The following is a 25,899-nucleotide window of genomic DNA, read 5'->3' as shown; positions in this document are numbered from 1 at the left end:
ATATAAATTTTGGATAGATTTTTATTGTTAAAATTTTGTGTGTCAATTTTAATTATAGTTTTGTTTAAAACTTTAATAATAAAAAAACATATGAAACTTGTTTTCGCGACCAATAATCTTAATAAAATTAAAGAAGTTCAAGAGTTAATTCCAAAGGACATTAAACTATTAAGTCTTGAAGATATTGGTTGTTTTGAAGATATACCTGAAACAGGAAATACCATTGAAGGCAATGCCATTCAAAAAGCAAATTATATAAAAGAAAAATATGGATTTGATTGTTTCGCAGACGATACTGGTCTTGAAGTTGATACTTTAAACGGCGAACCTGGAGTTTTTTCGGCCAGATACGCTGGAGATCAACGTAATTCTAATGATAATATGAACAAATTACTCAATGCTCTAAAAAACAGTATCAATAGAACTGCCCAATTTAAAACGGTTATAGCCTTAAACTCAAACAATAAACTACATACATTTATGGGAATTTGCAAAGGTGAAATCATTATCTCAAAACGAGGAGAAAATGGTTTTGGTTATGACCCGATTTTTCAACCAAAAGGATATAATGAAACTTTTGCTGAAATGGATATCTCTATAAAAAACTCTATTAGTCACAGAGGGAAAGCCGTTCAATTATTAATTGCTTATTTGAATTCATAAACCTTTATTTTTATTAGATTAAAAACAACAAAGTTATTGCTTGTTAATATTCTTTATACTATTTTTAGTTCATGACAGATGCCGAAATAGAACAAGAAAATGCAGCCATTGCTAAAGCCTACAAAGAGTTATTAAAAGTTAGTTACAGAACACTTTCTGGTGATGATAAAAAACTTATTAGGAGCGCTTTTGACGTAGCTTTAGATGGACACAAAGACCAACGAAGACGTTCTGGTGAGGCTTATATATTTCATCCACTTGCCGTTGCAAAAATAGTTGCTCAAGAAATTGGTTTAGATGCCACTTCTATTGCTGCTGCATTACTTCATGATGTTGTTGAAGATTGTGACGATTACAACATTGCAGATATAGAACGCCTTTTTGGAAAAACCGTAGCTAAAATTGTTGACGGTTTAACTAAGATTTCATCTTTGAGCAAGGAAAAAGATATGGATGTGTCTTTGCAAGCAGAGAATTTCAGGAAAATGCTTCTTACTCTAAATGATGATGTTCGCGTAATCATCATTAAAATTGCTGACAGATTGCACAATATGCAAACTATGGATGCCATGCGTCCAGACAAGCAAATTAAAATAGCCTCTGAAACACTTTATATTTATGCACCTTTAGCTCATAGAATTGGGTTATACAACATAAAAACAGAGCTTGAAGATTTAGGAATGAAATATCTTGAACCAGATGTTTATAACGACATTCTTAACAAGATAAAAGAAAGTAAAGAAGAACAAGATTTATACATAAAAGAGTTTAGTCATGTTATAAAAGTTTCGTTAGATAAAGAAAATCTTGAATATACTATAAAGGGAAGACCAAAATCCATTTTTTCAATCAGGCGAAAAATGATGAAACAAGGCGTTTCGTTTGATGAAGTATACGATAAATTTGCCATTAGAATTATTTATAAAAGTGATGCAGAGAACGAAAAATTCTTAGCTTGGAAAATATATTCCATTGTAACCGACCACTTTAGACCAAATCCAATACGACTTCGTGATTGGATTTCTTCACCTAAATCAACAGGATACGAAGCACTGCATATTACGGTAATGGGCCCAAAAGGCAGATGGGTTGAAGTGCAGATTAGAAGTGAAAGAATGAACGAAATCGCAGAAAAAGGATATGCAGCACACTATAAATACAAACAAGATTCTGAAAAAGAAGATAATCTGGAAAGTTGGATTAACCGTTTACAAGAAGCTCTTGAAAACCCAGAAGTAAATGCTGTAGATTTTGTTGAGCAATTTAAACTCAATCTTTATTCAAAAGAAATTTTTGTGTTTACTCCCAAAGGTGAGTTAAAATCATTACCAAAAGGTGCAACAGCCTTAGATTTTGCATTTAATATCCACTCAGAAGTTGGCATGAAAACCCGTGGAGCAAAAGTTAATGGCAAACTGGTTCCTTTAAGTCATGAGTTACAAAGTGGCGACCAAGTTGATATTTTAACATCTGAAAGTGCCAAACCCAATGCCAACTGGTTGGATTACGCAACCACTGCAAGGGCTAGAAGTAAAATAAAATCTGCCTTAAAAGAAGATAGGAAAAAGATTGGTGAAGAAGGCAAAGAGGTTCTTAGAAGAAAATTAAAGCAACTAAAAGTTACTTTAAACGAAGGGAGCATCAATGAACTTGTTAATTATTTCAAACTTAAAACCAGTTTAGACTTATTTTATAGAGTTGGTATTGGAACTATAGACAATGCTATGCTTAAAGACTATGCTTCTTCACGAAGTAATGCCTTAATGAGTTTTATTAAAAATAAAATTACCAGAAAGGCAAATATTAAAAAAGAAGACTTAGAAAAAGAAGAGATTACAGCAAATTATGATTCTCTTGTTTTTGGCAAAGAAGAAGAAAAGCTTGATTATAAATTATCCAATTGTTGCAACCCGATTCCAGGTGATGAAGTTTTTGGATTTTTAACAGTTACCGAAGGCATAAAAGTTCACAAAAAAAACTGTCCAAATGCTGTAAGTTTGCAATCAAACTATTCTTATAGAATCATGTCTGCCAAATGGATAGATTCAACACAACAAGAATTTTTGGTTCAAATTAGAGTTTCAGGAATTGATCATATTGGCTTAGTGAATGATATTACTAAAGAAATTTCATCAAACATGCATGTGAACATGAAAAGTTTAAGTTTTGATAGTGATGACGGCTTATTTACGGGAAAAATTAACGTTATTGTTAAAAATAATACACTTGTTAAAAAACTAATAGAAAAACTTAAAAAAATTAATGGTATTGATAAAGTGAATAGAGTTTAAAAGTGTAAATTTGTGGTGAAATTATGAATGCAAAAGCGGATAACAAAAATCAAGATATTGTAAAGAGTGTTTTTACAAACTTCTTAGAAAGCAATGGGCACAGAAAAACACCAGAACGTTACGCTATACTTCAAGAAATTTATAATAAAACCGAGCATTTCGATATAGAATCTTTATATCTAAGCATGAAAAACAAAAAGTATAGAGTTTCTCGTGCAACACTATATAATACCATAGAATTACTTTTAGAATGTGGATTGGTTAGAAAACATCAATTTGGTCAAAATCAAGCACACTATGAAAAGTCTTATTTTGATAGACAGCATGACCATGTTATTTTAACAGATACAGGTGAAGTGATAGAATTCTGCGACCCAAGAATTCAGTCTATAAAAAAAACAATAGAAGAGGTTTTCGATATTGAAATCAATAATCATTCACTCTACTTTTACGGAAATAGAAAATCAAATAAATAAATTTATACAATGGCAGTAGATTTACTACTAGGTTTACAATGGGGAGACGAAGGCAAAGGAAAAATTGTTGACGTACTTACATCCAAATACAATATTATTGCACGTTTTCAAGGTGGACCAAACGCAGGGCATACATTAGTTTTTAATGGAAGAAAACATGTTTTACACACAATTCCTTCTGGGATTTTTCATGATGATGCTACAAATTTAGTAGGTAATGGTGTTGTTATTGACCCAGTAATTTTTAAAAAAGAGTTAGATAAACTAGAAGAGCAGAATGTAGACTACAGAAAATCACTTTTGGTTTCTAGAAAGGCACATATCATTTTGCCAACACATCGTTTGTTAGATGCCGCTAGTGAAGCTTCAAAAGGAAAAGCTAAAATTGGTTCTACCTTAAAAGGCATTGGACCAACCTATATGGATAAAACTGGCAGAAACGGTATACGCGTTGGAGATTTGGAATTGAGCGATTGGAAAGAACGTTACAGAGCTTTGGCCGATAAGCATGAATCAATGATTGATTTCTATGATGTGGATATCCAATATGATTTGGCTGAACTAGAAAAAGAATTTTTTGAAGCCGTGAAGGTTTTAAAATCTATTACGTTTATTGATTCAGAAGAATATATATACCAAGCTCAAAAAGCAGGAAAGACCATTTTAGCAGAAGGTGCTCAAGGTTCATTATTAGATATTGATTTTGGAACGTACCCTTATGTTACATCAAGCAACACAACTGCAGCTGGAGCTTGTACCGGTTTAGGCGTTTCGCCTAGTCAAATTGGTGATGTATTTGGTATTTTTAAAGCTTATACAACACGTGTTGGCTCCGGTCCGTTCCCAACAGAATTATTTGATGAAGATGGAGCAACTATGAGTCGTGTTGGTCAGGAATTTGGCGCTACTACTGGAAGACCACGTCGTTGTGGCTGGCTAGATTTGGTTGCATTAAAGTATGCCTGTCAAGTAAATGGAGTTACACAATTAATGATGATGAAAGGCGATGTGCTTTCTGGATTTAAAACCCTGAAAGTTTGTACAGCCTATAACTATAAAGGAAATGTAATAACTCATTTTCCATATAATATTGATCCTGAAAATGTGGAGCCAATTTTTACAGAGTTTAGTGGTTGGAACGAGGATTTAACAGGAATGTCTGAAGCTAACCAACTTCCAAAAGCTTTAAATGATTATATTGACTTTTTAGAAAAAGAATTAGAAATTCCTATTACTATCGTTTCTGTTGGACCAGATAGAAAACAGACAATTTTCAGACATCAATAGATAAATTTATCTTTAGATAGTATATATTTATAAACGCTTCAAAATTTTTGGGGCGTTTTTTGATTCCTTATACTTAAACATTATAATAATCGTTATTTTTGCGTCAAACAATTCTATTTTGAACACATTAAAATCTATATATTTTTTATTTATTTTCCTTTTAATTTCTGGGTTTAGTTTGCATGCACAAGGACAGAAAAAAATTGAAATTGAATATTCAGGCTTTTTAACCTTCAACGAAGCTGAATATCCTGGTGCTAAAATCTTGACCCGTGATGATTCTCAACAAATTCACATTATACATGAGGGAACCAATATGTGGTGTGATAAAGCTTATTATTACACAAATGAAAATTTTATAGAAGCCTACGGACATGTAAAAATGATTCAGGGAGATACTATTAATATGAATTCAAAATATGTGGAATATAGTGGAATCACAAAACTAGCCTTTGCAAGTGGCGATGTGGTTTTAAAAGACCCAAATTCAACTATAACTACAGATACTTTGTATTTTGACAGGGAAAAACAACAAGCTTTTTATAGAAATGGTGGCACCGTAGTAAAAGATACTTCTGGAACTATAACAAGTAAAATTGGTCGTTATTATATGAACATTAAAAAGTATCAGTTTGTTAATGATGTAGTTTTAGTAAATCCAGATGCAACAATAAAATCTAATTACTTCGACTTTTATTCAGATACTGGTCAAGCTTATTTATTTGGACCTTCAACCATTACCACAGAAGAAAGTATTACCTATTGTGAAAAAGGATATTACGATACTAAAACCAAAATTGGTTATGCCTTAAAAAAATCAAAAATTTATTATGATAACAGAATCATTGAAGGCGACAGTTTATATTTTGATAATAATAGAAGTTTTGCTTCGGCAACAAATAACATTAAAGTAACAGATACTATAAATCACAGTATAGTAAAAGGTCATTACGCCGAAGTTTTTAAAGAAAAAGATTCTGTTTTTATAACAAAAAAAGCATTAGCAATTACTGTTCAAGAGAATGATTCTATTTACATGCATGCAGATACCTTAATGGTTACAGGAAAGCCAGAAAAAAGAATTACTCGCGCTTTTAGAAATGTACGACTCTATAAATCTGATATGAGCGGTAAAGCAGATTCTGTTCATGTAGATCATGCCAAAGGGCTAACCCAACTTATCAATATTTCAAAATATTCAACAGGAGATGCCTTTTCAACAAAACGTAGACCAATACTTTGGAATATAGGAAATCAAATGACTGGAGATACAATTCATCTTATTTCAAATCCTGAAACTGAAAAACTAGATTCCCTAATTGTTTTTAAAAATGCTTTTTTAATAAGTAAAGATACTCTTGAAGCCGGCTATAATCAAATTGCTGGCCAACGCTTGGTAGGATTATTTAACCAAGAAAATGAACTAAAAACAGTTGATATCATTAAAAATGCTGAGTCTATCTATTATTTTAGAAATGATGAGAACGAATTAGTAGGTATTGACAAAGCAAAATCTGGAAGTATAAAAATATTTTTGGAGAAAAAAGAAATTGAAGAAGTTAGGAAGATTAACCAAATAGATGGAAAAATTTACCCTGAATCAACGTTTCCTGAAAATGAAAAATTATTAAAGGGCTTTGATTGGCGTGAAGAGGAACAGTTAAAAAGTATTGATGATTTGTTTAAAGATGATCCTCCACTAGTTTTACCAATTATTAAAGGACTTGATGATTATGTGCCGCAAGAAGAGTTTTTTGATGAAGAAATGATGGAACGAATTAATATGGCTGGAAATAGTCATGATTTTATTGGTAAGAATGAAAATAATCTTTTAGAATTCGGCGAAGATTTTGAGAACCCTAAATGGTATAAAGGAAATTGTATAGTAACTGCAAATATTGAAGCAGCTCCGAATGGAAAAATAACTGCTGATAATATTGTTGGCGTAGATAAATCAGACGGTCATATTCTTCAATCTGTTAATAAAACAAGTGGAACATTTAAATTTTCAATTTGGTTAAAAGGCAAAGGCACAATACGCCTAAGGTTTCAAGAAGACGGAAAAGATTTTACTGTCTATAAAAATTTAGATATAATATTGTCTCCAACCTGGAAAAAGTACAGCATACAAGAAATCAAACCTAACGATGGCAGTAAGTTAAGGTGCTTAATAAGCAACATACAAACAGACGATAACTTCTTCCTTTGGAATGCCTCTTTAACCGAAATTAAAGAAGAAGAAGAATAGCTCATGAAACAAGACTTCCTAAAATACCAAGCACAAACATCACCACATCCATTGGCTTTAGAAATTTCTCATGCTGATGGTTCCTATATTTACGATTCTGAACAAAAAGCTTATCTAGATTTTGTTGCTGGAGTTTCTGCAACTCCTTTAGGACATAATCATCCAAAAGTTATTAATGCTATTAAGGAGCAGTTAGATAAGTATTTACATGTCATGGTTTATGGAGAATATGCTCAAAAAGCTCCTGTAGAACTATGTAAATTAATTGCTAATCATCTACCAAATCCATTAGATAAAACATACCTAACAAATTCTGGTACCGAAGCTATTGAAGGTGCTCTTAAACTAGCTAAAAGAATTACTGGCAGAAGCGAATTGATTGCTGCAAAAAAAGCTTACCATGGCAATACTATGGGTTCTATGAGCGTAATGGGTTATGAAGAGCGTAAACAAGCCTTCAGGCCTCTGCTACCAGATATTCGTTTTATTGAATTCAATAATGAAGATGATATATCAAAAATAACTTCTAAAACTGCAGGTGTTATTTTAGAAACCATACAAGGTGGAGCTGGTTTTATAGAACCAAAAAATAATTATTTAGAGAAAGTCAGAAAACGTTGTGACCAAGTTGGCGCCATTCTAATTTTAGATGAAATTCAACCAGGTATAGGTCGTACAGGAAAACTTTTTGGTTTCGAAAACTACAATTGTATTCCAGACATCGTTGTTATGGGAAAAGGTTTAGGTGGAGGTATGCCTATTGGTGCTTTTACAGCTTCAAGTGAGCACATGGATTTACTCCAAGACAAACCTAAATTAGGACATATAACTACTTTTGGCGGACATCCGGTTATTGCTGCTTCTGCCCTAGCTACTTTAACAGAAATTATTGAGAGCGATTTAATGCCACAAACATTAGAAAAAGAAAAACTCTTTAGAAAACTTTTAGTACATCCATTATTATCAGAAATCAGGGGAAAAGGCTTAATGCTTGCCCTAATTATGACTTCTGAAGACGTAGCAAACAAGCTAATTCTTACTAGCCATGAAGAAGGTTTGATACTTTTTTGGTTATTATTTGAACCTAAAGCTGTAAGAATTACACCTCATTTAACCATTTCAGATGAAGAAATCATCAAAGGATGTTCAATTATTTTGAATATTTTAAACTCAATTCAATAAAAAAATAATCTTTAACTTTTTGAATATCAAAAACAAAGGCATTACATCTTAAACAATAAATTAATGTGTTCATTACTTTGTTAAAAACATTTAACACATATTCTTTAAAAAATCAATTAGAGCGTTAAATTTATTGATGTAGAATCATACAAACATGCTTATGGAGTATAGCTCTAACGACAACGATAGTTTACCTCTTTTAAAATTTGAATCCATGTTAAAAACAAACAATGTTTTGTTTTTTGATTCAGAAGAATTCGAAAATATCATACACCATTACCTAAATCAAGGTAAAATGTCTTTAGCTAAAAAAGCCATTAAATTGGGTTTAGAACAACACCCTACATCAACCAATTTAAAACTATTTAAAGTTGAAGTTTATGTCTTTGAAAACAAGTTGGTTCAAGCTGATACCTTACTTAATGAATTGTATCTTTTAGAACCAATGAATGAGGAAATATACATTCAGAAAGCTAACATTCTATCTAAAAAAGATGAGCACCTGCAAGCAATTGATGTTCTTAAAAAAGCTTTGGATTTAACTGATGATGTAGTTGATTTGTATTCTTTAATTGGAATGGAATATTTGTTTTTAGATCAGTTTGAAGACGCAAAAACTTACTTCATTAAATGTCTTGAAGAAGATATTGAAGACTATTCAGCATTATATAATATTATCTACTGTTTTGATTTTCTTGACCAAAATGATGAAGCCATTGAATATTTGAATTCATTTTTAGACAAAAACCCATACTGTGAAGTGGCATGGCATCAATTAGGAAAACAATATTATACCTTAAAAGACTATAAAAAAGCGTTGGCAGCTTATGATTTTGCTATCATTTCTGATGATACTTTTGTTGGCGCGTATCTTGAAAAAGGAAAAGTTCTTGAAAAATTAAAACGTTTTGAAGAGGCCATAGAATTTTACAGCTTTACCTTAAAGTTAGACGACCCTACATCTTTTGCATTATTACGAATAGGGAATTGTTATGAAAAATTAAGAAAAGATGATTTAGCAGTTCAATATTATTACAAAACTGTTCATGAAGATCCTTTATTAGATAAAGGATGGATAGCTATCACTCGATTTTATAATAGAAAGAAAAATTATCAAAAAGCATTATATTACATCAATAAAGCCATAAATATTGATAGTGAAAATGTTATTTATTGGAAACTTTATTCTCATATAAATTTAAGATTGAATTTATTTGAAGAAGCAGAACGTGGTTTCAAAAAAACTTTAGAGTTAGGCAATTATGAGCTTTCAACTTGGCTGTCTCGTGGGGATTTACTAATTAAATTGGGTGAGCCTGAAGCTGCTATTTACAATTTTGAGCAAGCAGTAGAATTCTATCCTGAAAATGCCGAACTTGAATACCGATTAGCTGGTTTATTTTTTTTATTAAATGAATCTGACAAAGGTACTTTTCATTTAAAAAATGGTTTGAAATTCAATCCTGATTATTCATTTATTATTGATGAACTTTTTCCTGAAGTATGCAATAAAATTCAAGTTAAAAACATACTAAAATCAAACTCTTAATAAACGTCTTTAAAAAATTTATATACCTTTAGGTTTTTAAATTAAAACCAGAATATGCAAAGACGTTTTACTGATTATTTACTGATTTCCTTAAAGGGTCTAGCAATGGGAGCAGCTGATGCTGTACCAGGTGTTTCAGGCGGTACAATTGCGTTTATATCGGGGATTTATGAAGAGTTAATTTCAACTATAAGCAATGTAAACTTATCGCTTTTTAAAACGTTATTTAAAAAGGGTTTAAAGGATTTTTGGACTCAACTTAATGGTAATTTTCTTTTAGCATTATTATCAGGAATTATTGTTAGTTATGTCTCTTTTATGAGACTGGCTAACTATTTGATTGAAAATGAACCAATATTAATCTGGTCATTCTTTTTTGGACTTATCATCGCAAGTATCTATTTTGTTGGAAAGCAAATCAAAAAATGGAATGTTACTGTTATTATTGGTTTGCTTTTTGGTGCATTTTCAGCTTATTACATTACATCATTACCTTCTCTAGCAACAAACGAAAGTCCCTTTTTCTTGTTTTTTGCTGGTGCTTTAGCAATTTGCGCTATGATTTTACCAGGTATTTCTGGTTCATTTATACTAGTTATCTTAGGGGCTTATAAAACTCTAAGTGATGCTCTTCATGATTTTGATTTAAAAAAAATAATTGTTTTTGCAACAGGGGCTATAATAGGATTATTAAGTTTTAGTCATCTTTTAAAATGGCTTTTTAAGCATTATCATAATTTAACTTTGGCAATTCTTACTGGGTTTATTTTTGGTTCTTTAAATAAAGTCTGGCCTTGGAAAGAAACATTGACCTGGCATGTTAATTCAAAAGGTATTAAAACTCCTCTTTTAGAAAGAAGCATCTCCCCTTTTTCGTTTGAAGGAGATAATCATATTGTATTTGCAATATTATTAATAATCGTTGGTTTTTTAACTATTTTTATTCTTGAAAAAGTAGGTTCAAAAAAACACTAATGGAAAGCACTAGAACATTTAGAGATAAAGTTTTCTTAATCTTAAAAGGATTAGGAATGGGAGCTGCAAATAAAGTTCCAGGAGTTTCTGGTGGTGTAGTTGCCTTTGTTGCTGGTTTTTATGAAGAATTCATTTATTCACTTAGAAAAATAAATGCTAAAGCTTTTAAATTACTCATTAATGGTCGTTATAAAAGTTTTTACAATTATGTAAATGGCAGGTTTTTAAGCTTACTTTTCTTTGGTATGATTGTGAGCTATTTTAGCATTTCCAAGGTTTTAGATTATCTTATAAAATACTATGAATTATACGTTTGGAGTGTTTTTTTCGGAATGATAATTGGCTCCATTTATTATATAAATAAAGATTTTAAAGACTGGAATTACAAAACATACTTATCTCTTTTTATTGGAATCATTTTAGGCGTTGGCGTAAGTTTTTTAAGCCCTGCAAAAGAAAATGATAATTTATGGTTTGTGTTTTTTTGTGGCATAATAAGCGTATCGGGCATGACACTTCCTGGGTTTTCTGGTTCATTCATTTTAATTCTTTTGGGAAATTATGTATTGCTACTTGTGGAATCTGTTAATGCTCTATATGATACTTTTTTCGATTTAATAAGTGGTGATTTTGGCTTCATAACAAATCCTGAACGATTAAGAATGCTTAAAGTACTTGTTGTATTTACATTGGGTTCTTTAACAGGTTTAATTACATTTTCAAACCTTTTAAGTTATATTTTAAAGCATTATAAAAGCATCACAATTTCAGCTATAATTGGATTTATTATTGGCTCGCTTGGTGTGGTTTGGCCTTGGAAAAAAACTATTTATAAATTAAGTGAAACCGGAAGTTTTCTTTTAGATTCAAGAGGTGAAAAAGTTGTTGAAAATTATAAGAGATATATTCCTGAATTAACAAATGACACTTATTATGCCATAGTATTCATTTTTGTTGGTATTGCAATTGTATTGGCGCTGGAAATTTATGGTCAAAAAACAAGAAAAGAACATGCGTAAGTTAGGGTTACTGGGTAGAAATATATCGTATTCATTTTCAAGAGCCTATTTCAGAAAGAAATTTGAAGATGAAAAAATAGACAATATTTCATATGATAATTTTGATATAGAAACTATAGGTTTATTCCCATCAGCAGTTAAGAATATTGATGATTTAAAAGGATTTAATGTAACCATTCCTTATAAAGAAGCTATTATACCCTATCTTGATACATTAGACGAAAAGGCAAAAGAAATTGGAGCTGTAAACACTGTTAAAGTCACTGAAGACAATAAACTTGTTGGCTTTAATACAGACTACTTTGGTTTTATAGAATCCTTAAAACCATTTTTAAAGCCGCATCATAAAAAAGCTTTAATATTAGGAACAGGTGGTGCCAGTAAAGCAGTCGCCTTTAGCTTAAAAGAATTAAACATTCAATATCGATATGTATCTAGAACTGCAAAAAATGATATTGATTTTTCCTATGACACATTAACCGAAAACATCATAAAACAGCATCAAATTATAATAAACTGTTCGCCTGTTGGCACATTTCCAAATGTAGAAGCCTGCCCAAATATTCCATATAAAGCTATAACCAAAGAGCATATTCTTTACGATTTAATATACAATCCAGAAGAAACCACTTTTTTAAGACTTGGCAAACAAGAAGGAGCGCTAACTATAAACGGCTTAGAAATGTTAAAATTGCAGGCCGAAAAAGCCTGGTCTATTTGGAATTTACATTAAAAACAAACTTAAAAGTATTAAAAACCGTTCACCTTTTTGTAATTACTCTAGTTGTTACTATATTTAAGCAATAAAGTAAATTACTGAACCTAAACATTTATAAAATGTCTGAGCTAGATAACCTGCAAGATGCAGAAGGAAAAGAAGAAAATAAAACTTCAAAAAGTAAAAAAATTAAAAAGGAAATTTCTGATGATGCTTCATTAGAAACTTCTGATTTAGATATTTCAAATACTATTTCAGAAGTTAATAATAAGAATTCCATAAAAGAAGAATCCTTAGAGTCTGAAACTGAAACAATACAAGTTCAGCCAGAAGAAGTGAAAGAGATAAATGAAGAAGATAATGATGATGTTTTAAATGAGATTGACGAGTCTAATGCTGAAGATGCTGAAGATGATGGCCATAAAGAAAGACACACCATTGAGGTAAAAGATTACGATAGCATGTCGCTTGATGCACTTACCATAGAATTAGAAAAATTGGTAAAAAATGAAAAAATTCAAGCTATAAAAAATCACGTTGAACAAATAAACGCAGAATTTAAAACAAAATTTCAAGCATTACTTGACGAGAAAAAAGAAGAATTTTTATCTGATGGAGGTAATGAAATTGATTTTTATTATTCAAGTCCGGTACAAAAACGTTTTAAAGAAACCTATAAAGATTACAAAACAAAACTTCATGAACACTATAAAAGTTTTGAGCAAAATTTAAAGCAAAATTTAGCTGACAAGCTTGAAATTATTGAAGAATTAAAAGGATTAATAAATGTTGAAGAAAACATAAACACTACCTACAAGCATTTCAAAGAATTACAGGAACGCTGGCGAAATACAGGTCCAATTCCAAGAGACAAATACAATAATGCTTGGAACAGTTATCATCACCATGTTGAGATGTTTTACGATTTTCTTCACCTTAATAGAGATTTAAGGGATTTAGATTTTAAGCACAATTTAGATAAAAAATTAAAAATCATTGAAAGAGCTGAAGAACTAGCCAAAGATGATAATGTGCTTCATGCCTTTAGAGAATTGCAAGAGCTTCACAAAATGTGGAAAGAAGAACTTGGTCCTGTAGATAGAGAATTTAGAGAAGATATTTGGAATCGATTCAAAAATTCAACCAGAATAATTAACGATAAACGCCAAAAGTATTATCAAGAGATAGATAAGGTCTATGAAAAAAATCTTGAAAAGAAACTTGAAATAATTACTTCTATTGAAGCTGTAGGTGCAGAAAACGTAAGTTCTCACAGCGTTTGGCAAAAAAAAATTAAAGAAATAGAGGTTCTACGTGATGCCTTTTTTAATGCAGGAAAAGTTCCTTCTAAGGTCAATGAAGAAACTTGGGCAAAATTTAAAGATGCCGTTAGAAATTTTAACAAGAAAAAGAATTCATTTTATAAAGGTTTAAAAAAAGAGCAATACACAAACCTTCAAAAAAAATTAGAACTCATCAAAATTGCTGAAGACAATAAAGACAATGAAGACATTGCAACTACTACAGCATTGATGAAGAAAATTCAAAATGACTGGAAAAAGATTGGGCATGTACCTAGAAAAGATAGTGATAAAATCTGGAAACAATTTAAATCGGCTTGTAACCACTTTTTCGATAAACTTCACACAGAAAGAAATGCTGCTAACAAAGTTGAAATGGATGCTTATAATCAAAAGAATACTCTTTTAGATTCCATGAAGAATTTAAAGTTATCTGGCGGTAAAGAAAAAGACTTAGTTGTTATAAAAAACCTTATTTCGGAATGGAAAAATTTAGGACGTGTTCCTAATGATAAAAGATTTATAGAAGGAAAATTCAATAAATCCTTAGATGAATTGTTTTCTAAACTAAAAATGGATAAGAATGATGTTGAACTAATTAAATTTGAAAATAAATTAGAAGTTCTAAGCAATGAAGACGATAATCAAAACCTTGATAATGAACGCTCTTTTATCCGTAAAAAAATTGATGAACTTAAAAGTCAAATTAATCAATTAGAAAACAATCTACAGTTTTTTACAAATGTAAATGATGACAATCCTTTAGTTAAAGAGGTTCATAATAACATTAAAAGTCATAAAGAATCATTAAAGCTTTGGAAGACAAAACTTAGCAAAATAAAAGAACTTTACTGATTAATATTTTTATAAAAATCTTGCTTGTAAAATAATCATACAAGCAAGATTTTAATTTCATAAACACTTTAGTATTTCAATTTTTATGAACTATAAATTAATTTGTAGTGACATTGATGGCACATTACTAGATAAAGACAGAGCATTATCAGTTGCTACGATTAGAGAAATTAAACGTTTATCACATATTCCATTTATATTAATTTCATCAAGAATGCCAAAAGCAATGAGGCATTTACAGGAAATTTTAGGGAATACTAACAACCCTATTATTGCCTATAATGGAGGATTAATTTTAAATCAGCAAAGCATTATTCATTCAACAGAAATCAACAATGGTGTTCTTGAATCTATCATAAACAAAAGCTTAAATACTTCCATTCATTTAAGCTTATACCATGCCGATAAATGGTTTGTGCCTTCATTAGATTTTTGGGCAAACAGAGAAATTAATAACACAAAAGTTCTACCTGAAGTTAAATCTAATTTAGATGTATTACAATCCTGGAAAAAAGAAAACAAAGGTGCCCATAAAATTATGTGTATGGGCGACGAACAAGAAATTGATTTTCTATACAAGACTTTAGAAGCAGAACATAATGATGAGATTATTTTATATCGGTCTAAATCAACTTACATTGAAATTTCACATCGTTCCATTTCTAAAAAGACAGCTATTGAAACTCTTATAAATCATAATTATCCAGATATTGAAATGCATGAAGTGATAGCATTTGGAGATAATTATAATGATATTGAAATGTTGAAAGCTGTCGGTTTAGGTGTTGCAGTTGAAAACGCTATTGAAGAAGTTTTAAAAATTGCAAAAAAAGTAACCGATACCAATAAAAATGACGGTGTTGCAAAAGTTTTAGCAGAACTATAACCTATCTAACCAAGCTGAAATGACCATGAAATGTCCTAACATTTCCAGTAACTTCAACGAGTTCTGCTACAAACCAATAATCTGAATCAGCTAATTGTTGACCATTAAAAGTACCATCCCAATATCCGTTTTTTGCATTTAATTGCTTTATCAACTTTCCATAACGGTCAAATACACTAACTACGGAAGCGTTTGAATAATCATTATCTAAGCCTTTAACATACCAAGTGTCATTATTTCCATCATTATTTGGTGTGAAAAATTTAGGAAATCCAAGAATAAAAACCTCTAATTGAGCGATTCCACATAAGTTTTTGTCTTTTACATAAATTATGTGAGAGCCGGCTAGAACATGATCAAAATAGGGTTGTTCTTGATAGGGACCGTCGATATTGTCCAAGGCAAATTCATAATCTCCAATTCCCAGATTATTGTTGTCATTATTAATGGTGATATTGTTATTGTCTGATAATTCAACAATAGAAACATAATCAGAACTTATATTGGCAACTGCAGATTGAACCACAGTAAAGGATACAGGAAACGATTCACAGACATAACTTGAGGTTGCAATAACCGTATATGTACCGCCTATAACAACTGTAATAAAAGGTGAATTACCAACAATCTGTCCACTCTCATCTTTCCATTCATATAAAAAATCACCATTTGGGTTATACGTAAATAATGTAACCGGTTTGTTGTCAAAACAATATATTTCTGTTTGATCAATCTCAAATTGCGGTCTGGGATGTACAATTAATTGCAAATGAGGGCCAATACCATAACAATCACCATTATTGTCACTTTCTACCCTAACAAATAACGTTTGTGAAAAAGCAGATTCATTTATATAAGATGTCTGGTTTAAAATTTCATTATTCTCTAGCTGTGCATCATCAAACGATCTATAATAATGAACACTTAAATTTTGATTAGGAGGAAGGAAATCTGAAAAAAAAGCATCGGAAGCTTGGGTCAAATCAAAAACTCGTTTTCCGTCAATTACATCATCGTCATCACAATCACCCATATTATAAACATAACCTTGAGGGAGTGAGGTTGTAGAAACCTGTAAATCTATGGTTGATATATCATAACATCCATCGGCAGTCTCAACACGTGCAAAAACAATGTTTCCTTCTGAATTATTGTAAATGGGATTTATTAGACCAACTCCTGAATTAGCTTCAGCTTGTGTTTTATAATATGTGATTGTCAATCCTTCTGAGTTATTATTTGTTATGATATCATTAGCTTCTTCCAAATTATAATTGATGAATCCATTTGGCATACCATCATCATCACAGTTTTTAAAGACAATATTCTTTTGAATAACAGGCATCTCATAAACAGTAGCCACAACAGGGGTTCGTTCTCCTTCCTGACAACCGACTGAAGCCAATACATAATAGGTGGTTGTACTGTTAATCACCGGCGTAAACCTATTGCCACTCCATATTGAACTTCCTCCAGTGGATGCTTCAAACCATAACACCTCTGCCGTAGGTGTAGAGGCATGAGCCTCCAAATCCACGCTACCTGTACCACATCTTGAGTTTGGGGTAGTATCGGTAATTTTTGCAACACTTATATGGGTACTGGCTGAAATATTTAAAGGAGGATCGGTTGGAGATCCATACTCAACAATATAACCTTTTGGTTGATAGTCTCCAGACGATTCTCCTGTATTAGACAAATCGTTCCAAGATCCTTTTATTCCTACATTATAGGTTACATGAGCATAATCTTCATCACCCAAATTATTAGGTTCACCTGAATTCCAATTAGCATAATTTGGTGTAGAACCATTAGGTCCACCATTCCAAAAAATGGTACCTGCTTCAGGTCCAGTAACCCATTTCCAAATGCCTTCAGTTTGTGCGTCACTACCACCAATCCATCCTGCTCCAGCAGCTTGTTCACCAGCTAATTGCGCCTCCTCAGGATAAAGAATTGTTGCTAAATAACCTTGTAAACCATAATATGTTCTCAACTCTGCTGCTGCCTTGGCTGCTGTCCATGTAATACCCAGGGCAGAGACGTATTCATAATAATGACCTGTTCTTGGTAAATAGTTAGCATCACCTATAGTAAAAGAAAAAAACTTATTGCTTGGATTAGTACTTGTACTTTTAAAAACAACATCTTTTACAGCTGCAATTAAATCAACATAAGCAGCCAATGGTGTTCCATTCCCTTTTAAAGTTAATTTTCCTTCAGTTACATTCCATGACGTAGCTATATTCGGATGTGTTCCATTTAAAATTAAAGAATCGAAACCTAATTGATATCCTGTTGAAATTTGTATGTAAACTGCTGCTATTTGAGTGTCATCAGGGTCTACAATATCAAAATCTGTAACAACATTTATTTCAGATAATGGGCAATAAATTTGGTTTCCAGTAGCGGTAATTGTTGGAGCTATATTTCCATTTTGAGACCAACAAAAATTCATTGCAAACAAAAAAAAGAAAACGTGAACTACTATTAAGTCTGCTTTATTGGCCATTAGAAAATATTAAATATCATTTATTCAAATAATTTTATTATACTCTTTTTACATGTTTTTAAATTGCATATTTTGTAAAGATACTAAACGCAGAAATCATAAAGAAAGAATCAAATACAATTAACGGATCTTTCGTATTTAATAATTAAATTATGGATTTCTATTTAACTTATAAATTTCAAGGTCGCTAATTTTATCAAAAAAGACATATTCATTTTCTAAAAATTCTTTAATTTGATTTCCATAGACCTGATCAACATCGACGGAATCATTTTTGAGTTTTAAAATAATTTCAGGTGTTTTTCTTAATAAATCGGAATAAACAATTTCTCTGTGTTTTTCTTCGGTGATGAAAATTGAATTAAAGTATTTACTTGATGACACTCTACCTGACTCCAACAATGATGATACAAGTTTTTCATCGCTACCTAAAATATAAATAAAGTCTGTTTCATTAGTATTATCTCTAATCCAAGCACCCATATCTTTAGAAGATGAATCTAGAGGTTTAAACAAAAATTTTGTGGTCAAATAAGTTTGTATGTATGGAAAAAACAAAATAACAATTATATATATTATTAACTTTGGATTAATACTTTTTAGATAAAAATTATTTACTGTTAAATTGCTCATCACTATTCCAGCCATAATTGATAAAGAAGGTATAACTTGTTTAATTTGATGGCCGTAAAAATATCCAGAAGCAATAACTCCAACAAAATCTAATGCAAACCATAAAATGACTGCCAAAAAAAAAGGTTTTTGTTGTAATTCTTTTTGAAATAAAAACAAAACAATAAAAAGGTAAAAAATAATGAATTTGGTAACTATAAGGTGGTTCCAAAAATTATCAAAATATGCTTTAAAATTTGGTGCTTTTGAACCTGAATTCAACAATATTAACCAGGCACCCTCGAAATAATCATAAAACGAAACATCATTAAAATAAAGAATGAAATAAGATAAAGAAATGGATGTCAAACATCCTAAAAACAAGAAAAAAATACCTTTTAACTTCTCTTTTATTGAAAAACCAATAGCTGAATATATTAAGAAGAAGAATATAAGTGCCAGAAATGTTGTTACTGCAATTTGCTTGAAAGAGATTCCTATGCCAACAGATACGCCCCCTAAAAATAAATACCATTTCATATTCTCAATATCGCTACACTTCATAATTAAATAAAATCCTATAATAGAAAACATAATCATAAAGACTTCTGTATGTGCAAAATAGGAACCACAAAACAAATACCAATTCATGCTAAGCCCAAAAATATACATACAAAAAACTCCCGCCAGTTTAGTATGTAATTTTACGCAAATTTTATAAAGTGTCCATGTTGAAATTAGAGTTGAAATAACTCCAATTAATCTAATAAAAAGAATATTGCTTTCAAATAAAAAATCAGAAACAGCATATAGAAAAAATATACCAGGAGTCTTATTCTCTACTGCTCCTGTATATGGGGGAATCCCTTTTCTATTCCATATCCTACCAATGTAAGACCAAAGGTTTTCATCATAGTTTGGTAATGGATCAAAAGAATTAAAAACAAAAAGCACTAATAAGAGAGCTAAAATTACAAAAGGATTTGTTAATAGAGTATAAAAATTATTTTTTCTCATGGTAAGACTCTTCTATATTTATTCCCCAAATATTTTCTTTAGTTTTAACTCCATTAATTATATTATCTACAGCAGTTATTGCTGTTAACATAGAATGGTCCTGATTATTATATTTGTGCATTCCATTCCTGCCTATTAAAAATAAATTTTGGAATTTGTCTGTAAATTTTCTTATAGTTTCAAATTGTGAATAGGTTCCAAAGTAAGCTGGATATGCTTTTGGAACTTTAATTATTGTACTATCAATAACATCAGCTTTATCAATTATATTTAACGATTCCAATTCATCTATTGCAAAATCAATAAACTCATTATCTTTTTTAATCCATAATTCATCATCTACATTACAAAAATATTCCAAACCTATCCATACATTATTTTTATCTAACACCAAGTATGGGGACCAATTGTTAAATATTTGCATTCTACCAATTTTAACATCATTTTCTTGAATATAAATCCAATTATCTGAAACTATTTTATTATTATCTTTTATTAATAATTTGTTTAAAAGTAATCCAACAGTAATAAAATCTCTATATTTTAAACCCTCACTAACATTTTTAACAGAAACTGGAGCATTATTTCCAAAACTCCTAATTAAATGTTTCACCGGCATAGTTGAAAAAAAGTAGTCTGCTTTTAATATGATATTTGATTTAGTTAATCCATCAATATAAACTACATCCGTAATATTATTATCTTTAATATTTAAATTAATTACTTCAGCATTTAGTATAATTTTACCATCACCATCTTCTATAATTCTTGCAACGGTTTCCCACATTTGTCCTGGACCTAATTTTGGATACATAAATTGTTCAATTAAACTAGTTTCAATATTTTTTTGTTCAATTGATTTGTTTTTGTAAAATATAGATTTTAAAACATGATGAATTGTACTAGAGATAGACAGTTTTTTTATTCGTTGTGCTCCCCAACTAGCATCAATTTTTGAGCAAGGTACTCCCCATACTTTCTCTGTATAATCTTTAAAAAATGTTTCATAAAGCTCTTTACCGAATCTGGAAATAAAAAACTGTTCTAAGGTGGTTATTTTTTTTATTGGAAAAAGTCTAATTTGAAGGTAGGTAAATCCAATCCTTAAAACTTTGAAAAAACCCAATGATGACAATGTTTCCCAATTAATAGATATTGGATAATTAAAAAACTTTCTTAAAAAGAAAATCCGTGAAACTCTGTTACGAATTAGCATAACTTCGTCAGTTATTTCAGGGTTTGGACCCCCAAATGATAACTTTTTTGTTATACTCATTTTAAGAATTCCGTCCTTTATATTTAACTCGTCACTAGCTGGCGATCCTTGAATTGGTAATATATTTTGCCACCATTTCATTACTACATCAGATTTTGAAAAAAAACGGTGTCCTCCAATATCTATTCTATTACCTTTATAAACTTCAGTTCTTGAAATACCTCCTATTTTATCAGACATTTCTAAAACAATAGGTTTTATATTTGTTCTCTTTAAAAGTTCATATGCAGCCGTTAATCCAGCTGGACCAGCTCCAATAATTATTGCATATTTACCCATTAACAAAAGTTTCTGACAAGTTATTTTTAGGCATATTTAGTTATCTATTTTTAATAATTTAGCTTCCTCCCAAAATACGTCCATTTCAGAAAGTGTCATATCCTTCAACGATTTGTTTATAGATTTTGCTTTTTCTTCAAGATATTGAAAACGTTTTGAGAATTTTTTATTGGTACGCTCTAAAGCATTTTCAGGATTGATTTTTAAGAATCTGGCATAATTTACCATTGAGAAAAGTACATCACCAAATTCACTCTCCATAGCATTTTGATTGCCTTTATCTACTTCAACCTTAAACTCCTGAAGTTCCTCTTCTACTTTTTCCCAAACCTGATTGGGTTCTTCCCAATCAAAACCAACTCCTGCAACTTTCTCTTGAAGCCTGTTAGCTTTAACCAAAGCCGGAAGACTATTAGGTACACCTTCTAAAACACTCTTTTTTCCTTCTTTTAGCTTCAAGTTCTCCCAATTTCGTTTAACATCTTCTTCATTGTTAACTTTTACGTCTCCATAAATATGTGGATGCCTATTAATTAGTTTTTCACAAATTTCGTTACAAACATCGGCTATATCAAAATCATTGGTTTCACTTCCTATTCTTGAATAAAACACGATATGCAGCAACACATCACCCAATTCTTTTTTAACTTCTTCTAAATCATTATCTAAAATTGCATCACCCAACTCATAGGTTTCTTCAATGGTTAAATGACGTAAACTTTCCATAGTTTGTTTTTTATCCCATGGACAACCTTCACGTAGTTCATCCATGATAGTTAATAATCTATCAAAAGCTTTCAGTTGGTTTTCTCGAGTATTCATTCAAAAAGTGTTTTTGTAAAAGTACAATTATATACACTTATATTTGTGTTTACAAAACAAAAAATCCAGCTTTTTAGCTGGATTTTTCACTATAATTCCCATCTTAAATTAAGATGCGTTTTGTCTTTTAATTAAATTCAAAGCAGAACCTGCATTATACCAATCAATCTGAGATTGATTATATGTGTGATTTAATTTGATAAGATTTTTGCTTCCGTCTGCATGAACAGCTTCAAGTGTCAATTGTTTACCTGGAGCAAATTCATTTAAATCAATAAAGTTGAATGTATCATCTTCTTGAATTAAATCATAATCAGATTCATTTGCAAAAGTCAATCCTAACATACCTTGTTTTTTAAGGTTAGTTTCATGAATACGAGCAAATGATTTTACAATTACTGCCGCTACACCCAAAAATCTAGGTTCCATGGCAGCATGTTCTCTTGAAGAACCTTCTCCATAGTTATGATCACCAACAACGATCGTTTTAATTCCCTTTGCTTTATATTGACGTTGCACATCTGGCACACCACCATACTCACCCGTTAATTGATTTTTCACAAAGTTTGTTTGTTGGTTAAACGCGTTTACGGCACCAATTAAACAGTTATTAGAAATATTGTCTAGATGGCCACGGAAACGTAACCAAGGTCCGGCCATACTAATATGGTCTGTAGTACATTTTCCAAAAGCTTTGATTAATAATTTGGCACCATTGATAGTATTCCCAATAGGTTCAAAAGGTTCTAATAATTGTAATCTTTCAGAAGTTGGAGAAACATTTACTTGCACATGGCTTCCATCTGCTTCTGGTGCTAAATAACCATTATCATCTACAGCAAAACCTTTTGGTGGTAATTCCCATCCTGTTGGCTCTTCAAACATAACTTCTTCTCCATTTTCATTGATTAACTTATCAGTCATAGGGTTAAAGTCTAATCGCCCTGCAATGGCAATTGCAGCAGTGATTTCTGGTGAAGCGACAAAAGCATGTGTGTTTGGATTACCATCAGCACGCTTAGCAAAGTTTCTATTGAAAGAATGTACGATGCTGTTTTTTGGAGCATTTTTAGGATCACTATAACGTGCCCATTGTCCAATACATGGTCCACATGCATTTGTAAATATTTTTGCGTCTAATTTTTCAAAAACCTGAAGAATGCCATCACGTTCTGCGGTATAACGAACTTGTTCAGAGCCTGGATTGATTCCTAATTCTGCCTTCATTTTTACACCTTTATCTAACGCTTGTTGAGCTATTGAAGAAGCACGAGATAAATCTTCATATGATGAGTTTGTACAAGATCCAATTAGTCCCCATTCGACAGCAATAGGCCAATCGTTAGTTTTTGCTTTTTCACTCATAGCTTTACCAACAGTTGTTGATAAATCTGGAGTGAAAGGACCGTTTAATAATGGCCCTAATTCTGATAAGTTGATTTCTATAACTTGATCAAAATATTTTTCTGGACTTGCGTAAACTTCAGCATCAGCAGTTAGATACCCTTTTATAGCATTTGCTGCATCAGCAACATCTGCTCTATCTGTAGAACGTAAATAACGTTCCATAGATTCATCATAACCAAATGTAGATGTCGTTGCACCTATTTCTGCACCCATATTACAAATAGTTCCTTTCCCTGTACACGACATAGCTATAGCACCAGGTCCAAAATACTCAACAACTGCTCCTGTTCCTCCTTTTACGGTTAAAATTTCGGCTACTTTTAAAATAACATCTTTTGGTGCAGTCCATCCAGATAATTTTCCCGTTAATTTTACACCTATCAATTTAGGGAATTTCAATTCCCAAGCCATACCAGCCATAACATCTACGGCATCTGCTCCACCTACTCCGATGGCAATCATCCCTAAACCTCCAGCATTTACAGTATGAGAATCTGTACCAATCATCATACCTCCTGGGAAAGCATAGTTTTCTAAAACAACCTGATGAATAATCCCAGCTCCTGGTTTCCAGAAACCAATACCATATTTATTTGAAACCGATTCTAAAAAATTAAATACTTCACTACTTACTGAATTGGCATGTTTCAAATCGATAGTTGCTCCTTCTTTAGCTTGTATTAAGTGATCACAATGTACTGTTGTTGGTACTGCAACTTTAGACTTTCCAGCTTGCATAAATTGCAATAAAGCCATTTGAGCTGTTGCATCTTGGCAAGCTATACGGTCTGGAGCAAAATCTACATAATCTTTACCTCTTTCAAATGCTTTAGCAGGATTACCATCCCAAAGATGAGAATATAAAATCTTTTCAGAAAGTGTTAATGGTCTACCTACAATATTACGTGCTTTATCAACGCGTTCAGCCATTTTGGTGTAAACACCCTTAATCATATCGATGTCAAATGCCATGAGTTTTGTTTTATTTTAATTTTGTTTATAAAAAGTACTGCAAATTACGAAATTAATACAAAGTTTTAAAAATAAACCCAGTATTACAGCCATGAATTATGCTAATTTATTATAGTTATATAAAATAATTATATCATTGGGTTTTTAATAATTATTGATATAAAAAATTGAGTAATTAATAATTTAATCGTCAAATTTTTGCTTAATAATTTGTAAATCTCTGATATCTGTTATTGGTTTTTCAAAAAACTTATATAAAATGTAAGATAAACTAAAGGTCAAAATCCAAAATAAAATCAAAACAGAGAACTTGATAAGAATTGATGCTAGGTTTAAATCAATAAAATATTGAATTGTCAATAAAACTATAGAGTAATTAATTAGATAGATTGCATAGGATATTATACTTATAAAAGTGATTTGCTTTTTAAAAAAATTTCCCTTTAACCACGCAGAACAAATAGGAAAAATCTAACGTATTGATTTAAGCAAAAAATAAAACACATTGTAAAATTACATGGAATTACAGGTAGAAAACTAACCCAAAAATTCTATGTTTATAATCAATATACATAGAGTTTTTTTAGAGGTTTTATATTTAAAATAAACTTTTTATAATAAAATCATCTGTAATTCCTTCAGCTTCTGCCTTATAATTCTTTATGATTCTATGCCTTAAAATACTGCCAGCTACAGCCTGTACATTCTCAATATCTGGAGAAAATTTACCGTTTATTACTGCGTGTGTTTTGGCTGCCAAAATTAAATTTTGTGAAGCTCTTGGACCTGCTCCCCAATCTAAATAGTTTTTAACCAAACCACTTGCTGATTGACTATTTGGACGAGTTTTGCCAACCATAGTAACCGCATATTCAATAACATTATCGGCTACTGGAATACGACGAATAAGATGCTGAATATCTACTATTTGTTGTGCAGTGAAAAGATGGGTTATTTTTTCTTTACTATCAGTTGTTGTTGACTTAACTACCTGAACTTCTTCTTCAAAAGATGGATAATCTAAGTTAACTGCAAACATAAACCTATCTAATTGTGCTTCAGGTAATGGATAAGTACCTTCTTGTTCAATTGGATTTTGAGTAGCTAATACAAAATATGGTAAACTTAAATCATAGTGATGACCCGCAACTGTGACAGAACGCTCTTGCATGGCTTCTAGTAAAGCTGCCTGGGTTTTTGGAGGTGTTCTGTTAATTTCATCTGCCAAAATAATATTAGCAAAAATAGGACCTTTAACAAAATGAAAATGCCTGTTTTCATCTAATATTTCACTTCCTAGAATATCACTAGGCATTAAATCTGGTGTGAACTGAATACGTTTAAAATCTAAACCTAAAGCTTGTGCAATAGTGTTAACCATTAAGGTTTTTGCTAGCCCAGGAACACCTATAAGTAACGCATGACCACCGGAAAAAATTGAAATTAAAATTTGATTTACAACTTCTTCTTGCCCAACAATTACTTTGGCTATTTCAGATTTTAAATCTTTATATTGTTTTACAAATTTTTCTACAGCAGTTACGTCTGACAT

18 protein-coding genes are annotated in these 25,899 nt (G+C 31.0%); 12 read left to right on the top strand and 6 right to left on the bottom strand.

The genetic code is table 11. The features are described from left to right. Window positions 1-90: 90 nt before the first annotated feature. The 12 genes from V8G69_RS05195 to V8G69_RS05140 all read left to right on the top strand — a co-directional run bounded on the left by V8G69_RS05195 (window position 91) and on the right by V8G69_RS05140 (window position 15,450). Window positions 91-663: a non-canonical purine NTP diphosphatase gene (locus tag V8G69_RS05195; protein ID WP_394880752.1), complete on the top strand. Its 573-nt coding sequence runs from the start codon at window positions 91-93 to the stop codon at window positions 661-663. Between the two features lie 71 nt (window positions 664-734). After that, window positions 735-2,954, top strand: coding sequence for a RelA/SpoT family protein (locus V8G69_RS05190; protein WP_394880751.1), 2,220 nt, complete (start codon window positions 735-737; stop codon window positions 2,952-2,954). Between the two features lie 23 nt (window positions 2,955-2,977). Beyond that, window positions 2,978-3,430, top strand: coding sequence for a Fur family transcriptional regulator (locus tag V8G69_RS05185; protein ID WP_394880750.1), 453 nt, complete (start codon window positions 2,978-2,980; stop codon window positions 3,428-3,430). Between the two features lie 9 nt (window positions 3,431-3,439). Continuing rightward, window positions 3,440-4,717: an adenylosuccinate synthase gene (locus V8G69_RS05180; RefSeq protein ID WP_394880749.1), complete on the top strand. Its 1,278-nt coding sequence runs from the start codon at window positions 3,440-3,442 to the stop codon at window positions 4,715-4,717. A 118-nt stretch (window positions 4,718-4,835) separates the two neighbouring features. Continuing rightward, window positions 4,836-6,965 (top strand): OstA-like protein, encoded by a 2,130-nt coding sequence (locus V8G69_RS05175; RefSeq protein WP_394880748.1) that lies wholly within the window; start codon window positions 4,836-4,838, stop codon window positions 6,963-6,965. A 3-nt stretch (window positions 6,966-6,968) separates the two neighbouring features. Beyond that, on the top strand, window positions 6,969-8,147 hold the full coding sequence (locus tag V8G69_RS05170) for an aspartate aminotransferase family protein (protein ID WP_394880747.1): 1,179 nt from the start codon (window positions 6,969-6,971) through the stop codon (window positions 8,145-8,147). Between the two features lie 160 nt (window positions 8,148-8,307). Then, complete coding sequence (locus tag V8G69_RS05165; protein WP_394880746.1) at window positions 8,308-9,696, top strand: tetratricopeptide repeat protein; 1,389 nt, start codon at window positions 8,308-8,310, stop codon at window positions 9,694-9,696. Between the two features lie 54 nt (window positions 9,697-9,750). Next, window positions 9,751-10,671, top strand: a complete 921-nt coding sequence (locus tag V8G69_RS05160) for a DUF368 domain-containing protein (RefSeq protein ID WP_394880745.1) — start codon at window positions 9,751-9,753, stop codon at window positions 10,669-10,671. Beyond that, a complete protein-coding gene (locus V8G69_RS05155) occupies window positions 10,671-11,690 on the top strand; it encodes a DUF368 domain-containing protein (protein WP_394880744.1) in 1,020 nt (339 codons plus the stop codon). The genes V8G69_RS05160 and V8G69_RS05155 overlap by 1 nt, the downstream gene beginning before the upstream one ends. Beyond that, the gene (locus V8G69_RS05150; RefSeq protein WP_394880743.1) at window positions 11,683-12,423 is read left to right on the top strand and encodes a shikimate dehydrogenase family protein; all 741 of its coding nucleotides are present in this window, start codon (window positions 11,683-11,685) and stop codon (window positions 12,421-12,423) included. The genes V8G69_RS05155 and V8G69_RS05150 overlap by 8 nt, the downstream gene beginning before the upstream one ends. Window positions 12,424-12,527: 104 nt before the next feature. Further along, window positions 12,528-14,564 carry a DUF349 domain-containing protein gene (locus V8G69_RS05145; RefSeq protein WP_394880742.1) on the top strand — a complete coding sequence of 679 codons (2,037 nt, stop codon included), beginning with the start codon at window positions 12,528-12,530 and terminating at the stop codon, window positions 14,562-14,564. 85 nt (window positions 14,565-14,649) lie between these two features. Beyond that, window positions 14,650-15,450, top strand: a complete 801-nt coding sequence (locus V8G69_RS05140; protein WP_394880741.1) for a Cof-type HAD-IIB family hydrolase — start codon at window positions 14,650-14,652, stop codon at window positions 15,448-15,450. Between the two features lies 1 nt (window position 15,451). Here V8G69_RS05140 and V8G69_RS05135 read toward each other — a convergent pair whose 3' ends face one another. From V8G69_RS05135 to V8G69_RS05110, 6 genes are all read right to left on the bottom strand, one after another. Continuing rightward, window positions 15,452-17,962 (bottom strand): T9SS type B sorting domain-containing protein, encoded by a 2,511-nt coding sequence (locus V8G69_RS05135; RefSeq protein ID WP_394880740.1) that lies wholly within the window; start codon window positions 17,960-17,962, stop codon window positions 15,452-15,454. 150 nt (window positions 17,963-18,112) lie between these two features. Next, window positions 18,113-19,591, bottom strand: a complete 1,479-nt coding sequence (locus V8G69_RS05130) for an ArnT family glycosyltransferase (RefSeq protein WP_394880739.1) — start codon at window positions 19,589-19,591, stop codon at window positions 18,113-18,115. Beyond that, complete coding sequence (locus tag V8G69_RS05125; RefSeq protein ID WP_394880738.1) at window positions 19,578-21,146, bottom strand: NAD(P)/FAD-dependent oxidoreductase; 1,569 nt, start codon at window positions 21,144-21,146, stop codon at window positions 19,578-19,580. Before V8G69_RS05125 ends, V8G69_RS05130 begins: the two co-directional genes overlap by 14 nt. 36 nt (window positions 21,147-21,182) lie before the next feature. Beyond that, window positions 21,183-21,968, bottom strand: a complete 786-nt coding sequence (gene mazG / locus V8G69_RS05120) for a nucleoside triphosphate pyrophosphohydrolase (protein ID WP_394880737.1) — start codon at window positions 21,966-21,968, stop codon at window positions 21,183-21,185. Between the two features lie 108 nt (window positions 21,969-22,076). Beyond that, window positions 22,077-24,347, bottom strand: a complete 2,271-nt coding sequence (locus tag V8G69_RS05115; RefSeq protein ID WP_394880736.1) for an aconitate hydratase — start codon at window positions 24,345-24,347, stop codon at window positions 22,077-22,079. A 598-nt stretch (window positions 24,348-24,945) separates the two neighbouring features. Then, entirely contained in the window at window positions 24,946-25,899 is a 954-nt protein-coding gene (locus tag V8G69_RS05110; RefSeq protein WP_394880735.1) for an AAA family ATPase, read from the bottom strand.

It is taken from the genome of Gaetbulibacter sp. M235, from assembly GCF_043876835.1.
GTDB lineage: Bacteria > Bacteroidota > Bacteroidia > Flavobacteriales > Flavobacteriaceae > Yeosuana.
Note: the sequence above shows the minus strand (reverse complement) of the source record. Positions and strands in the feature narration are given on the sequence as shown.